We start from the raw sequence: 14,435 nt of genomic DNA, 5'->3' as shown, positions 1-14,435 counted from the left end.
TCAATGTCATCGAATAAAATACAGCTTGCTCAGCGGAACCTCCTCCAGCGGCTCGCAGGTTACCGGCTCCCCGTCGATCTCCACGCGGTACAGCTCGGGGTCGACGGTGATATTCGGGCAATAATCGTTGCGCACCATATCCTTTTTGCCGAGATTCCGGGTGTTCTTAACCGGCACGAACTTGCCCGCCGAAGCCGGGAGCTTCTGCGCGATGCCTTTATCCAAAGCGGCCCGGTTCACGAAAATATACGAGAGGGTGTTCGGATTGCCGCCGAAAGCGCCGTACTGCGGACGATACATAATCGGCTGGCAGGTCATCAGCGAACCGTTCGCCTCACCCATCGTCGACCAGGCGATAAAGCCTCCCTTGATAATCGTCTCCGGCTTGGCGCCGAAAAACGTATGCCGCCACAGTACGATATCGGCCAGCTTCCCCGGCTCCAGCGAGCCGACGTAATCCTGCACGCCGAACACCGTGGCCGGGTTGATCGTATACTTGGCCAAATAGCGGAGAACCCGAAAGTTATCGTTCTCCCCCTGCTCCTCCGGCAGCGGCCCGCGCTGACGCTTCATCTTCGAGGCCAGCTGCCAGACGCGCAGGACGGTTTCCCCGATCCGCCCCATTCCCTGGGAGTCGGAGCCCATAATGCTGATCGCGCCCATATCGTGGAGCACGTCTTCGGCCGCTATCGTCTCCTCGCGAACCCGCGAATCGGCGAAGGCCACATCCTCCGGCACTGCCGGATTCAAATGATGGCAGACCATGATCATGTCCTGATGCTCATCGACTGTGTTGACGGTGAACGGGTTGGTCGGATTGGTGGAGGACGGAATCACGTGCGGATAGCCGACTACTTTCAGGATGTCGGGCGCGTGGCCTCCTCCCGCCCCTTCCACATGGTAGGCGTGAATCGTTCGGCCGCCGATGGCCTCCAGCGTATCGTCGACAAACCCGGATTCGTTTAACGTATCCGTATGGATCTGCACCTGAAAGTCCAGTTCGTCGGCCACCTGCAGGCAGGTATCGATAACGGCCAGCGTGCTGCCCCAGTCCTCGTGAATTTTCAGACCGATCGCGCCGCCTTCGATCTGCTCGATCAGCGCCGCTTTCTCGCTGGCGTTGCCTTTGCCGAGCATGCCCATATTCATCGGAAACGCTTCGAAAGCGGCGATCATCCGCTGGATATTGAACGCCCCCGGCGCCTCGATGCCCACCGTCTTCGGCCCTGTGCCGCCGCCGATCATCGTCGTAATGCCGCTGCTTAAAGCTTCCGCGACGAGCTGCGCGGAATCGAAATGCACATGCGTATCGATGCCGCCCGGCGTGGCGATCATGCCCGGATCGGCCGAAATGATATCGGTACCGGGTCCGACGATCAGTCCCGGCGTAATGTCCATCGTGTTCGGATTGCCGGCTTTGCCGATGCCGACGATTTTCCCTTCCTTGATCCCGATATCGCCCTTGACGATGCCGAGTATCGGGTCCATCACGATGACATTGGTAATGACAAAGTCGAGCGCTCCTTCGGCATTCGGTATGCTCGACTGCCCCATGCCGTCGCGCAGCGTCTTGCCGCCCCCGAATACGGCTTCGTCCCCATAATGGGGAGCGTTGTAATCCTTTTCGATTTCGATCCACAGGTCCGTATCCGCCAGCCGCAGCTTGTCCCCGGCCGTCGGCCCGAAAAGCTCCCCGTAATGCTTTCTGCTAATCCGCATGGCGTCCCCCTTGTCCGTCGTCCCGGCATTCCTTGATGTAACCCCGGCCTTCGGCACGCCCGTATGCGGCCTCCTTGACCGCTTCGTCGTTCAGGTCGCCCATCGTCAATCCGTTAAAGCCGATCAGCTTTTGCGCACCGCCGTAAGCTACCAGCCTGACATCCTTCTCCTCGCCCGGCTCGAAGCGGACCGCCGTCCCCGACAGCACGTCAAGATGCATGCCGAAGGCCTGCCGCCGGTCGAATTCCAGCACCTTGTTCACTTCAAAAAAGTGAAAGTGGGAACCGACCTGGATAGGACGATCCCCGCAATGCCGGACCCGGATATCCATTCTTCTGCGTCCGGGACGAAGCTCGATTTGTTCTTCCCTGTAGATCATAGCGCCGATCTCGAATCGCTCTGCATGCATCGTCCGCAACCTCCGTTACAATGTCAGATATGCCGTCTCGTTCATTTCCTTGCGGGTGGAGAAACGGATGGGATCGTGAACCGTGATCAGCTTGGAACCGTCCGGGAACATCCCTTCCACCTGGATCATCGGGATCAGCTGCTCCACGCCCTCCAGCACTTCCTCCTGAGCCAAAATCCGGGAGCCGAACGCAATGACGTCGGCCAGACGCTTTTTCCCTTCCCGGGCCTGCTCCAGGAGCTCGTCGCAAATGACCGCAACCGCTTCGGGATGGTTCAGCTTGATGCCGTTCTTCAGTCTTCTTCTTGCCAGTTCGGCAGCCGTATAAATAAGCAGTCTCTCGTTCTCCCTCGGAGTAAGATGCACCTTGCATCACCGCCTCGTCAGATTTGTTTATCAAGACATGCACAACCGGGTATATAAGGTTTCATGGGCCATGGAGGCGATTTCCAGCCCCGGTGAAAAGGTGTTCATCTTCTCCAGCGTCAGCTCTTGATCATCGATCTCCAGCTCCGAGAGCCGCCGGCCGAGCCGGAACAAAACCAGCTGGGATTCGTTTTGCCCGAGCGGGATAATTCGCGTCGCTACGGACACGAGCGAGGCCAGTCCCGCGTACATATAGGTTTGCGCCGTTTCATGAAAGGGCAGCTCCATAATGGCGGCCGAAAGACCGTAAGCCAAAGCGTAATGGTACATCATCGCGGGATCTTTCAAGCGGCCGAAAGACTCGGGCGCTTGGCCCGCATACAGATTTCTCACGCCGAGCAGCAGGGATCGTCCCGTTTTCAGACTGGCGGCGTGCAGCTCGCTGGCCGGCTTGGTTGCGGAGTAATAAGACTGCAGCGTTTCGATAGCCTCCGTATCGTTCCTGCGGATCGCCTCATACGCCTGCTTCACGAAAATCAGATCGGTTTGGATGTACACATCCATATAGGCGAGCAGGATCGCTTCCACATCCGCCGCACTGCGCACCCTCCCCGATTGTATATAAGTTTCCAGACCGTAGGAATGGTTAAAGCTGCCTGTCGGGAAGGTGCCCCCGGCAAGCTGCAGCCAGGTCAGCAAAGCGTTCGGTCTGTTATTTGCGGATATAAGGCAGCGCCTCCTTCAGCATCCGGGGCCGCAGCTGCGCCCATACTTGTTGAAAGCAGTCCTTGACCGCCTCGTATTCCGCGCTTAAAGCTTTCACGGTCAGCACTCCGCTCGGATGAAGCGAGCAGCCCGCCCACACCCCGCCTTCGCCGATGCCGGCCAGGCATTCCCGGGCGGTCTGCAGCATAGCGCCGTCCGTCTCGCTGCTGTACATGTATAAAGTGCCCCAATGGGTATATTCCTCCAGGTAACCGGGCTGGCCCGACTGCAGCCGATGCCCGTCCACACGGTACTTTTCCCAGACGGCCAGCTTGCCGTCGATCACGATTTCGAGCAGATTTCCCATACTCCGGAACTCGAACCGTTCGCCCTTATGCTTCCGCCCGCACGCGTACATGTCGCAGAAAGCGAACACCGAATCGCGCTCGGCCTCGATGCGGGTAGCCGTCTCCAGGGTCGTATCCTTGAACAGCATGACCTCCTCCGGAAAAAACTCCATGCTGGCCTGCCGTCCGACGGAAAAAAACTGATGCACTTGCGCCCCGCCCCCGTTCATCACGTACGACTTGGAGGCGGAGGCGTTCGTTAAGTAAAGCCGGGCACCGTCCTCCACGCGAATCCGGTAATCCAGGCTGTCTCCGGCCAGCATCCCTCCCGCCGTATCCAGCAAATAGATGTAGGCGGTGCCGATCCCGTCCAGATAGAAGGGCCGCAATACTTTTAAAGGAAAGGTGTAGTTCATCCGGGAAATAAAGCTTTGATTCCGCCGGTTTGCGGTAATGCCCAAATCCAATGTGCCGCGCATGCCGTTCCTCCCCGCGTGTCACTCCGAAGCCGATGAATGCTGAAAAACGACATGCGCCCCGCCCGGTGAGTAGCTTGCGGTATACACGCCCGGCGCTTCGCCCGGCGGCCGCTCCATCAACAGCTCCGCCAGCGGCACCTCGATGTACGTCCGGAATGCCCGCTTCAAAGCCCGGGCCCCGAATTTCTTGTTATAGCCTTGCTCGGCCAGAAAGTCCCTGGCGGCATTGTCTATCCGCAGGGTGCAGCGGTGCTTGCGAAGCCTGAGGTTCAGCTGCTCCGTCAACACGCCCGTCACCTTCTCCAGCGTCGGCTGCGCCAGCCAGTTGAAGATGACGATATCGTCAATCCGGTTAATAAACTCCGGCTTGAGGAACCTTTCCAGCTTTCTCATCACGATCCTCTCGAGCAGGTTTTGCTCGCGGCGGACCCAGTTGGCCGGATTGGCGTAATACGAGAATAACGCCGGGGCCGACGACAGCTGCCGGTCGGTAAACCGGTAAATATCCGAAGCGGCAATATTGCTCGTCATGAAAATTATCGTATTCCGGAAATCGATGACTTTATCGCCGCTGGAAATCGTCATGATGCCGTTATCGAAAATATTGAGCAGCGTCAGCAGCACCTGGGGGCCCGCTTTTTCAATTTCATCGAACAGCACGATGCCCGGCTTGCTGAAGCTGCCCTCGATTTTCTCTTTATTCAGAATGGTGGAGCCTTCCTTGCTCCCGACATAGCCCGGGGGCGCGCCCGTCAAGGCCGCGGCGTAATGATCCTGGGCCAGCGTGTTCATGTCCACCCGGCAGAACCCGTCCTTGGAGCCGTGAATAATTTCCGCGAGCGTGCGCACGATCTCCGTTTTCCCCACGCCGGTAGGCCCGAGAAACAGGCCGACATACAGCGGCTTGTCAGGGTCCGCGATATCGGACCGGACAATTTTGAGCATGTTCTCGATCGATTCCATCGCCTGCTCCTGCCCGTAAATCCGGCTGCGCATTTTGCCCATGACGTCCTCCACATCGAACCTGAAGCGGGTTTGCGTCTTGTTGCCTGTGCCGGGGGAAGCGGAACGCTTTTGTTCCAGGTCCTGAAGCTTGTCGTTAATATACGGCATAAGGTGTTTCCCCCTTTTACCCTATCATTCGCCCGGTCCAACCGGCTTTTCAGATAAAACAGGACGGCCATGATCAGGAAGGACCGGCCGCTTGGCGCAGCCGCCCCTTCCGTTATCCTCATGACCGTGAGGCTTACTTGCCCGCTTCCTGCAGCCTGCCTTCGTTCGGAATGCCCTCGATCGGACATTCGGCCGTGCCCAGCGTGGAGCGCGTAATTTTCTCCACGTCTTCTCTCGCCTTCTCTGCGTCCATCACCCATGTGCGGTAGAAGTCGAACGGGCAGTCGGCAATTCCGCGCTCGCCGTCGCCGGAGTTCAGCATGCCGGTATATCCGCGGTGAAGCAGCTTGAACAGGTGGTTCTGGGACTGCGAGTTTTTGCGGAAATCGCGGATTTGCGATACCGACAACTCGGCGAACTGCACGCCGTATTCTTCCGTCCCGCACTCGCCGAGCGTCCGTCCGTCAAAGCCGATCAGCGCGGAGTGCCCGAAGTAGGAATATACGCCGTCGAAGCCGGTGCAGTTGGCGACAGCCACATACACATTGTTCGCCCACGCCATCGATTTGGACATCATGATTTGCTGGTCCTTGGCCGGATACATATAGCCCTGGCATCTGACGATCAGCTCGGCGCCCTTCATCGCGCAATCGCGCCAAATTTCCGGATAGTTGCCGTCGTCGCAAATGATCAGGCTGATTTTCATGCCCTTCGGCCCTTCGGTCACATAAGTGGTGTCTCCCGGATACCAGCCTTCGATCGGGCACCACGGAATGCATTTGCGGTACTTCTGCACGATTTCGCCCTTGTCGTTCATCAGGATCAGCGTGTTGTAAGGCGCTTTTTCCGGATGGTTCTCGTGCTTCTCGCCGGTCAGGGAGAACACGCCCCAAACGCCCGCTGTTCGGCAAGCCTCCGAGAAAATAGCGGTCTCTTCGCCGGGAATCGACGCCGCTGTAGCGTACATTTCGTCGTTGTCATACATGATGCCCATCGTGCTGTATTCCGGAAATACAACCAGATCCATGCCCGGCAGACCCTTTTTCATGCCGACGACCATATCCGCAATTTTACGCGCGTTCTCCAGAACCTCCTCCTTGGTGTGCAGACGTGGAATTTTATAGTTGACTACCGCTACCCCTACCGTATCTGCGCTGCTCGAAATGTCCCCATGTCTCATTGTAAAATCTCCTCTCACATGTATGGTTTATTTGATGAAAATTGAAAATCAGATGGTTAAATACTTTTTTATCGTATCCGTGGAAACCTCCCGGGTATTTCCCGAGTTGACGATCTGCCCTTTTTCCATGACGTAAAACCTCTCGGCGATCTTGAACGCGAAGTCCAGATTCTGCTCGACGATAAAAACCGAAAGCGACTTTTCCTCATGGACCCGGTTCAGCGTTCTGGCGATTTCGGCGACCACATTCGGTTGGATGCCCTCCGACGGTTCATCCAGAAACAGAACCTTCGGCTTGGACATCAAAGCGCGGCCAATGGCAAGCTGCTGCTGCTGTCCCCCTGACAATACACCCCCTTTCCGTGGCAAATGCTCCTTCAATGCCGGGAAATATTCCAGCATTTCTTCCATCAGCCGGGCGGTTTCCTTGGGATGATGGGCCATGGCCCCAAGCTCCAGGTTTTCCTTGACCGTCAGCATCGGGATAATTTCCCTGCCCTGCGGCACATAGGCGATGCCCATCCGCGATCTCTCGTTGGCCCGGGTACGGGTTATTTCCTTGCCCTCCCAGGTAATGGCGCCTTCCTTGGGGGCCAGCAGGCCGATCAGGCTTCTCAGCAACGTGGTCTTGCCGACTCCATTGCGCCCCATCAGGCAAACCTTGTCGCTCTTGCCTACCTCGAGGCTTACCCCGTTGATCACCCGGCTTTTTCCGTATGAGACTTGGAGTGCGTTAGCGTTAAGCATGGGCATCCTCCTTCAAATAAACCTCCTGCACCTTCGCGTTTTGCTCGATTTCGGCAAGCGGCCCCTCGGCCAGAAACTTCCCCTGGTGCAGTACGGTGACGATATTGGAAATTTGGCGGACAAACGCCATATCGTGCTCGACTACGATAACGGAACGATCCTTGAACACCGTCAGAATCAGCTCGCCGGTTTTGTAGGTTTCCTCCGCCGTCATGCCTGCGGTCGGCTCATCCAGGATGATCAGCTTGGGGTCCTGGGCGAGCAGCATGCCGATCTCCAGCCACTGCCGTTCGCCGTGTGACAAATTGGCCGCCATCCGGTCGGCTTTGCTCTTCAGACCGATCGTGGACAAAATATGCTCGATGCGGTCCTTGATGTCCGCCTTCTTTTGATAGAAAAGGGCTTGAAATACGCGGTCGAACCCCCGGAACGCCACCTCGATGTTCTCCATCACCGTCATGTTGTCGAACACGTGCGGGTTCTGAAATTTCCGCCCGATGCCGAGCTTGGCCGTCTGATAGGGCTCCATACCGGAAATTTCGTGGTTGTCGTATAGGATCCGCCCCGACGTCGGCTTCGTTTTGCCCGTTATCAGATCCATCAGCGTCGTTTTGCCGGCCCCGTTGGGCCCGAGAATGACCCGCAGCTCGCCTTGGTTCACCGAAAAGTTCAAATCGGAGATCGCCTTGAACCCGCCGAACTGCACGGTCAGCCCGATTGTTTCGAGTATTTTGTCGCCCATGTTTGCCACCTGGCTTTCTTTATAGAACTTCGCCCTTGCCGTAAAGAAGGGGCTCTTCCACTGTCGCGCTCTTCTTGCGTAAACTCCGGTCGTTCCACCAATTTTCCAGCGTTCCGTAGATGCCGTTCGGCAGGAACAGCACGATCAGCACCATCACGGCGCCCAGAATCAGCTGCCATAGCGTCGGATACTGCTCGGACAGCAGGTTCGACAGCCAGTTGACCACGAACACCCCGACGATCGGCCCCATCAGCGTGCCTCTGCCGCCGATCGCCAGCCAGATCACAAGGCCCGTCGACATCGCGATACCCGTATCCTGCGGCGAAATAAAGCCGTTCATCGGCACGTACAGCATGCCCGCCAGCCCCGCCAGCAGTCCGGAAACCGTAAAGATGAAAATTTTATAGTTCGCCGGATTGTAGCTCAGGAAGCGGATGCGGCTCTCGTCCTCGCGGATCGACTTGATGACTTTGCCGAAATGCGATTGGGCCAGCCAACTGGTGAAGAAAAAGGCCAGGACCGTGACGGCCAGCACGACATAATAATAGGATGTAAGACTTAACGGCTCGCCGTTGATCGGAAAGCGCGGCAGTCCCATCAATCCGTTGAAGCCGCCCGTATAGGCCTGCAGGTTGATGACCAGCATTTCAAACAATTTGGCCAGCGCCAGCGTAATGATGGAGAAGTACACCCCGCTCACCCTGCTCTTGAATACGAAAAATCCTATGAGGGCCGCCAGCACCGCCGGCAGCGCCAATCCGAGAATCAGCGCCATCGGAATGCTTTGCAGCGGCTTCATCACCAGCGGAATTTCCGTAATGTTGAAGCGGGACATAAAGGACGGAATCCCTTTTTGCAAGCTGTAAGCGAGGGCCAGCATATAACCCCCGAGCCCGAAAAATACGGCGTGCCCCAGGCTCAAAAGCCCGGTATAGCCCCAGATCAGGTTCAATGAAAAGGCGAACAGGATGAACACGATGAATTTTCCCATTAACTCGACGCGAAATTCCGAAGCGAACAATGGAAAGACGACCAGGAATACGAGAGTCAGCGCCGCAAAAGTATGGTTGAGACCGAATTTGTTCGTTGGCACAGCCTTCTACCTCCTTTCCATCCGGAACAAACCTTCCGGCTTAAACCGAATGACTAGAATAATGAGCAGGAACACGACAATTTTCGCACCGGTTTCGCCCATAAACGTGGTCAGCAGCTGGTTGCTTTCGCCCATTGCGGCGGAGCCGAACACCGCGCCCATGAGAGACCCTACGCCGCCCAGCACGACGACCATGAAAGAATCGATCATATAGTCGAGGCCCATCGTGGGCGACACACTCTTGATCGGCGACAGAATCGCCCCGGCCAGTCCGGCCAGCCCCGCTCCGAAAGCGAAGGTATAAGCGTCGATACGGGAGGTGTTGATGCCCAGGCATTCGCACATATCCCGGTTTTGCGACACGGAACGGAGCTGGATGCCGAACTTCGTTCTGAACATGGCGAAGGCTGTGGCCAGCACCATCAATAAGGCGATCCCTGCAATAAACAGCCGGTAATACGGCAAGGCTACGTCCCCCACGTTCATCACGCCCTGGAACGGGCTGGTCACGGATTTACCATCGGGACCGAAGATCATCCGGATCAGCTGCTGAAGAAAAATGGAGATACCGAAGGTGGCGAGCAAGGTTTCCATCGGTCGCCCGTACAAACGGCGCAGCACAAACTTTTCCAGCAGCAATCCGACCAGCGCCGTCACAATAAAGCTGACGATCATGCCGACGACAAACGGCATATGCCCCACCGTGCAGATCATATAGGTCGTGTAAGCTCCGATCATGATGAGCTCTCCATGAGCCATATTAATAATTTTCATCACCCCGAAGGTGATTCCCAAACCGATGGCGACGATCAATAAAATACCCGCCACGCTGATTCCGTCGGCAAACTGCTGCATGATGCCCATCCTTGTCCTCCTTTCGGCTCGGAAGGGAGTACGGAAAAGGCATGTTCCTTTTCCGCCCCGTCCGTCACCCTTTTACTTTTTCCAGGGTTCTTCGTGATTAGGGAACAAAGCTTTGGCCCAAGGCTCGGGATAGATCGGCTCTGTAGTGCTTTGAACGATTTCGAATTGGCCGCTCGCATTGATTTTACCGATCCGCGAGTTCAACCAGGCGTGGTTGTTTTCCGCATCGATTTTGACCGTTCCCTGCGGCGCTTTGATTTCAAGTCCGGCAAACGCGCTGATAATCGTCTCGGAGTTCGTTAGATCCGTCGCCTTTTTCAAAGCTTCGGCGAGCAGCAGCGTCGAGAAGTAGGAGGCTTCCATCACCTGCGTGATCGGCTCCGTCTTGCCGTATTTCGCCTGATAGGCATCGACGAATTTTTTGTTTTCCGGCGTATCCACCGTTTGGAAATAAGCGGCCGAAGAGATGTGCCCCTTCGCTACGTCGGCGCCCATCGATACGATCTCCGATTCGGCGGTAACGGGACTCGCGATCGGCATAACGGCCGGGTCCAAACCGTAGCTCTTGTACTGCTTATAGAAGGCGGCCACGCTGTCGCCGACGAGATCGGAGAAAATCACATCCGGCTTGGCTTCCTTGATTTTGTTGATCACGGACGCGAATTCCGATTGGCCGAGCGGCACGTACTGCTCGCCGACCACTTCGCCGCCGTTTTGCTTCAGCAGCTCCTTTACCTGTTTGTTGGTTTCAACCGGGTATACATAGTCGGAACCGATGAAATAAACTTTTTTGCCTACATTCTTGGTCAGCCATGGAACGAAATCCTGAAGCTGCTGATTGGGTGTGGTGCCGGTGTAAATAATGTTTTTGGAGTATTCTTCGCCTTCATAGTAGGTCGGATAAACGAGCACGCCCTTGTACTGCTCGACGATCGGCAGCATCGCCTGGCGGCTTGCGGAGCTGTATCCGCCCACGATCGCCGTAACCTTGTCCTGCTGGAGCAGCTTCTTGGCCTTCGTCGCGGCGCCGGAAGGCTCGGAGGCATAGTCTTCCTGTACGGGGGCGATGGTTTTTCCGTTGACGCCGCCGTTTTTGTTGATCTCCTCGATGGCAAGCAGGGCCGCGTTCGCCATTCCTTTTTCCGTTACGGCCAGGGAGCCGCTCAACGAGAACAGGACGCCCACCTTGATCGCATCGCCGCCGGCTGCGGTATTCGTGGCGGCTGTGCCGCTCTGTCCTCCCGCGCACCCCGCAAGGACGGAACATGTCAGGATCATGGATAAAAGCGCCGATACGGTTTGTTTTTTGAACATTTTCACAAGTACCACTCCCATTTTCTTTTTTATGCCCAGCCTTTCTAACAACGTACTGCAAACCCCTTCCCTGATTTGTTAACTAATCTTACGCACTCAGATTAGATACAAACGGCGATTTGTGCTTTCGATCTATTTAATAAGCAAATCTTGTGCCAACCGATCGAAATAATTGAAAAAAATTAAAAAAAATGATGCCGACCTTCCCAAACACAGTTTTTATGCGGGAATATACATTACATTAAAGGTTATATATTTATTTAATTTTAACCCCTCTCCACGCCGAAATTAAAAAAAAATAGGGATTGAACACAAAATGAACAAAAGTTGTGTTATAATAACTGACACGTTGTAATATTGTTGCTTTTTACCGTGTTTCACTTTTATTACATTTCATGGACACCAAGAGTGCGTTATATCCTATTACGAACTAAAAGGGGCGTTATGTGACATGAACATGCAGGGCGGGGAACTGAAGGTGGGTATTTTGTTTTCCCTCACAGGACCTACGGGGATTACGGAACGGGGGCAGTATCAGGCCAGCCTGCTGGCGATCCGGCAAATCAACGAACAGGGCGGCGCCAACGGCAAACGGCTCATTCCGATTGTGGAGGATATTGCGTCTGACCCTTGCCTCGCGGCCCAAAAGGCGGAAAAGCTGATCGTATCCGACCGGGTCGCCGCCATTGTCGGCTTATATACGTCGGCCTGCCGCAAAATGGCTATCCCTGTATTGGAGAAACACGACACCCTGCTTTTCTATCCGACCTTATATGAAGGAGCCGAGCAGCACCGGAATATTTTCTACTGCGGTTCACTCCCCAACCAGCAGCTGCTGCATTTTATCCCCTGGATTATCGGACATCTGGGCAAAAGCTTTTATCTGATCGGATCGGATTACATTTATCCGCGGGAAACGAACCGGTATATCCGGCACCTGGTTGACAGCTGCGGGGGATCGATAATCGGCGAAACCTATGTCGCCCTGGGGGACACGAAGTTCAGCCAGCACCTGCAGGACATCCGCCGAGCCAGTCCCGACGTTATCTTCTCCACGCTGGTCGGCGACAGCGCAGGGGCCTTTTACCAGCAGCATTACCAATACGGCTTCAAGCAGCCGATCGCCAGTTCGATTACGGCGGAAACCGAAATCTCCGCGATCCAGCCTTCCTATGCCGCAGGACATTACTCCAGCTTTCCTTACTTTAATACAATCGACAATCCCGCCAACCGGCAGTTCGTTTCGGAATACAGGCGCACCTACGGCACGGATACGATAAGCTCGGTGATGGAAAACGCCTATAACTCGGTGTTTTTGCTGGCTGAGGCGCTGCGCCGGTCCAAGGAAGCGTCCACGGACGCCATCCGCCGCACCCTGGCCGGACTCAAGCTCGATGCGCCCCAGGGGCAAATCGTCGTCGACCACAAAAACCAGCATTTGTGGCTAAACTCCCGCATCGCCCGGGTCGATAACAGCGGCCGGTTTCAAATCGTGTGGGAATCGGAGACGCCCCTGCCTCCCGTTCCGTTCTTTGAAGCGGAACAGAAGCAGACGGACGCCGGACAGGAGGAGCTGTTCCGGGACGTACTGGAGAAGCGGTTGACGCGCAACGAGTTTCTGCTGAAGGAATTAAAAAAGGCCACCGGATTTCTGCCCTTCACCTTCGCCTTTTTCGATCCCGAGGGCGTACTGCTGGACGTTTTTCCGGACGAGACACCGCCGGACCCGGAACTGCTCCGACTGCTGCGCCTGGGCGGCAGCCAGTGGATTCGCCATCCGTTGGACAAATCCGGCATCGGCCTGGCCTTGACCGGGCATACGCCGTCTTACACAAGCGCCGATTTGCGGGAAATACCGGGGCTGCCGTCCTGGACCTCCGCGGGGCTGCCTGTCAAAAGCGAAGCGGACACCGTCCCTATGGGGGTGCTCGGCGTCTTTATCAAAAAGGGCGGCGAAGACGATGCCGGTTACCCGCTCGAAAGCTTGTCCCGGTTAGCCGCAGCCTGCGCCGAGCTTACCCGCAAACACGACGACTACTTTTCCTTATCGAAAATGATGCAGGATGTGTCCGACCAGCTTTCCAAAAGCCTGTTCGTGCTGCGCAAAGGAAAAATCGCGTTCCATAACGAGGCGGGCCGGAATTTGTTATCGAGAAAACGCGATCTGGTGCATTCGGCTCTGTCGGATATTGCTTCGGACAACCGCGAGGAAGCGAACTACATGATGAGAAAGCAGGACTCCGACAGCTTATACGAAATTCAGATCGTCAAAAAAACGGAGTTTCACTATGTCTACTTCAAACAGTTGGGCCATCGCGCCACACCCGGCCGGAGGGACAAAAACAAGCTTACGACCAAAGAGCTGATCGGCTCTGACGGCAATTTCCTGCGGACCGTATCCCTGGCCAAATCCGCAGCGAAGACGAACGCCAACGTGCTGCTGCTCGGGGAAAGCGGTACAGGCAAGGAATTGTTCGCCCGCGCCATTCATAATGAAAGCGCGAGAAGAGATAAGCCTTTTATCGCCATCAATTGCGCCGCTATTCCCAAAGAGCTGATCAATGCGGAATTGTTCGGTTATATGGAGGGAGCTTTTACAGGGGCCAAAAAAGGGGGAAATGCCGGCAAGTTCGAAGCCGCCAACGGGGGAACGTTATTTCTCGACGAAATCGGGGATATGCCGTTCGAGCTTCAGGCCACTCTGCTGCGTGTCCTTCAGGAGAAGGAAGTGATCCGCGTAGGAGGGCACAAGCCGATTCCCGTGGATGTCCGCATCATTGCGGCAACCAACAAAAACCTGAACCAGGAAATCGCGTATAACGGGTCGTTCCGCAGCGATTTATTTTACAGGCTGAACGTGTTTACCATCGAGCTCGTGCCCCTGCGCGAACGGATCGGCGATGTCGCCGAGCTGTCCGCCCATTTCATCGAGGAACTGTCGATCGAAACCGGCCGCCCGGCAAAAGAGATTTCCCCGGAAGCCATCAAGGTGCTGATGGACTATAGCTGGCAGGGGAATATCCGGGAGCTGCACAATGTGATGGAACGGGCGTTTTATTTATCCGACCGTTCGCCCCATATCAAGGTCATCCATCTGCCGCAGTACATTGTGCACAGCCTGCAGAACGAACAGCCCGGAAATCAGCCGAATCTCGCGGAAATGTTCCAAAACTTCGACCACATCAAGGAAATCAAGCAAAAGGGAGAGGAAAGCGAGCGGAATGTGTATATCCAGGCGTTGATAAGAAACAAGGGGAATATCAGCAGGACGGCCAAGAGCCTTGGGATCTCGCGAACTACACTGTACCGGAAGCTGGAGGAGTACCAAATCAAGATCGGCAAGGAATGAACTGCCCC

The 14,435-nt window shown here is 55.7% G+C and carries 13 protein-coding genes; 1 reads left to right on the top strand and 12 read right to left on the bottom strand.

Annotation, left to right across the window (positions count from 1 at the left end):
* Window positions 1–6 precede the first annotated feature (6 nt).
* The 12 genes from ureC to ACZ439_RS14920 all read right to left on the bottom strand — a co-directional run bounded on the left by ureC (window position 7) and on the right by ACZ439_RS14920 (window position 11,078).
* Window positions 7–1,719 (bottom strand): urease subunit alpha, encoded by a 1,713-nt coding sequence (ureC, locus tag ACZ439_RS14975; protein WP_372814464.1) that lies wholly within the window; start codon window positions 1,717–1,719, stop codon window positions 7–9.
* On the bottom strand, window positions 1,709–2,128 hold the full coding sequence (locus ACZ439_RS14970; RefSeq protein WP_412760911.1) for an urease subunit beta: 420 nt from the start codon (window positions 2,126–2,128) through the stop codon (window positions 1,709–1,711). Before ACZ439_RS14970 ends, ureC begins: the two co-directional genes overlap by 11 nt.
* Window positions 2,129–2,143: 15 nt before the next feature.
* On the bottom strand, window positions 2,144–2,494 hold the full coding sequence (locus tag ACZ439_RS14965; protein WP_054796501.1) for an urease subunit gamma: 351 nt from the start codon (window positions 2,492–2,494) through the stop codon (window positions 2,144–2,146).
* 30 nt (window positions 2,495–2,524) lie between these two features.
* Window positions 2,525–3,193: an urease accessory protein UreF gene (locus ACZ439_RS14960; protein WP_141334378.1), complete on the bottom strand. Its 669-nt coding sequence runs from the start codon at window positions 3,191–3,193 to the stop codon at window positions 2,525–2,527.
* 13 nt (window positions 3,194–3,206) lie between these two features.
* On the bottom strand, window positions 3,207–4,025 hold the full coding sequence (locus tag ACZ439_RS14955) for an urease accessory protein UreD (protein WP_127608895.1): 819 nt from the start codon (window positions 4,023–4,025) through the stop codon (window positions 3,207–3,209).
* A gap of 18 nt (window positions 4,026–4,043) precedes the next feature.
* Entirely contained in the window at window positions 4,044–5,138 is a 1,095-nt protein-coding gene (locus ACZ439_RS14950) for an AAA family ATPase (RefSeq protein WP_054796497.1), read from the bottom strand.
* A 133-nt stretch (window positions 5,139–5,271) separates the two neighbouring features.
* Entirely contained in the window at window positions 5,272–6,318 is a 1,047-nt protein-coding gene (locus ACZ439_RS14945) for an aliphatic amidase (protein ID WP_464619860.1), read from the bottom strand.
* Between the two features lie 48 nt (window positions 6,319–6,366).
* Entirely contained in the window at window positions 6,367–7,065 is a 699-nt protein-coding gene (gene urtE, locus ACZ439_RS14940) for an urea ABC transporter ATP-binding subunit UrtE (RefSeq protein ID WP_464619859.1), read from the bottom strand.
* On the bottom strand, window positions 7,058–7,807 hold the full coding sequence (gene urtD, locus ACZ439_RS14935; protein WP_054796496.1) for an urea ABC transporter ATP-binding protein UrtD: 750 nt from the start codon (window positions 7,805–7,807) through the stop codon (window positions 7,058–7,060). Before urtD ends, urtE begins: the two co-directional genes overlap by 8 nt.
* A gap of 19 nt (window positions 7,808–7,826) precedes the next feature.
* Window positions 7,827–8,900: an urea ABC transporter permease subunit UrtC gene (gene urtC / locus ACZ439_RS14930; RefSeq protein ID WP_464619858.1), complete on the bottom strand. Its 1,074-nt coding sequence runs from the start codon at window positions 8,898–8,900 to the stop codon at window positions 7,827–7,829.
* 6 nt (window positions 8,901–8,906) lie between these two features.
* Window positions 8,907–9,764 (bottom strand): urea ABC transporter permease subunit UrtB, encoded by an 858-nt coding sequence (gene urtB, locus ACZ439_RS14925; RefSeq protein WP_054799448.1) that lies wholly within the window; start codon window positions 9,762–9,764, stop codon window positions 8,907–8,909.
* Between the two features lie 72 nt (window positions 9,765–9,836).
* Window positions 9,837–11,078, bottom strand: a complete 1,242-nt coding sequence (locus ACZ439_RS14920; RefSeq protein ID WP_230876116.1) for a transporter substrate-binding domain-containing protein — start codon at window positions 11,076–11,078, stop codon at window positions 9,837–9,839.
* Between the two features lie 451 nt (window positions 11,079–11,529).
* Here ACZ439_RS14920 and ACZ439_RS14915 point away from each other — a divergent pair, with 451 nt between their 5' ends.
* Window positions 11,530–14,427 (top strand): transporter substrate-binding protein, encoded by a 2,898-nt coding sequence (locus ACZ439_RS14915; RefSeq protein WP_464619857.1) that lies wholly within the window; start codon window positions 11,530–11,532, stop codon window positions 14,425–14,427.
* Window positions 14,428–14,435: the final 8 nt, after the last annotated feature.

It is taken from the genome of Paenibacillus sp. JCM 9796 (assembly GCF_055379675.1).
The sequence above is the reverse complement of the archived record's forward strand: the minus strand, read 5'-3'. Positions and strand labels throughout refer to the sequence as shown.

What these genes read in the sequence shown, in the direction of transcription:
- ureC (WP_372814464.1), bottom strand. Translation starts at nt 1,719, where the DNA reads ATGCGGATTAGCAGAAAGCATTACGGGGAGCTTTTCGGGCCGACGGCC.
- ACZ439_RS14970 (WP_412760911.1), bottom strand. Translation starts at nt 2,128, where the DNA reads ATGCATGCAGAGCGATTCGAGATCGGCGCTATGATCTACAGGGAAGAA.
- ACZ439_RS14955 (WP_127608895.1), bottom strand. Translation starts at nt 4,025, where the DNA reads ATGCGCGGCACATTGGATTTGGGCATTACCGCAAACCGGCGGAATCAA.
- ACZ439_RS14950 (WP_054796497.1), bottom strand. Translation starts at nt 5,138, where the DNA reads ATGCCGTATATTAACGACAAGCTTCAGGACCTGGAACAAAAGCGTTCC.
- ACZ439_RS14945 (WP_464619860.1), bottom strand. Translation starts at nt 6,318, where the DNA reads ATGAGACATGGGGACATTTCGAGCAGCGCAGATACGGTAGGGGTAGCG.
- urtE (WP_464619859.1), bottom strand. Translation starts at nt 7,065, where the DNA reads ATGCTTAACGCTAACGCACTCCAAGTCTCATACGGAAAAAGCCGGGTG.
- urtD (WP_054796496.1), bottom strand. Translation starts at nt 7,807, where the DNA reads ATGGGCGACAAAATACTCGAAACAATCGGGCTGACCGTGCAGTTCGGC.
- urtB (WP_054799448.1), bottom strand. Translation starts at nt 9,764, where the DNA reads ATGGGCATCATGCAGCAGTTTGCCGACGGAATCAGCGTGGCGGGTATT.
- ACZ439_RS14920 (WP_230876116.1), bottom strand. Translation starts at nt 11,078, where the DNA reads ATGTTCAAAAAACAAACCGTATCGGCGCTTTTATCCATGATCCTGACA.
- ACZ439_RS14915 (WP_464619857.1), top strand. Translation starts at nt 11,530, where the DNA reads ATGAACATGCAGGGCGGGGAACTGAAGGTGGGTATTTTGTTTTCCCTC.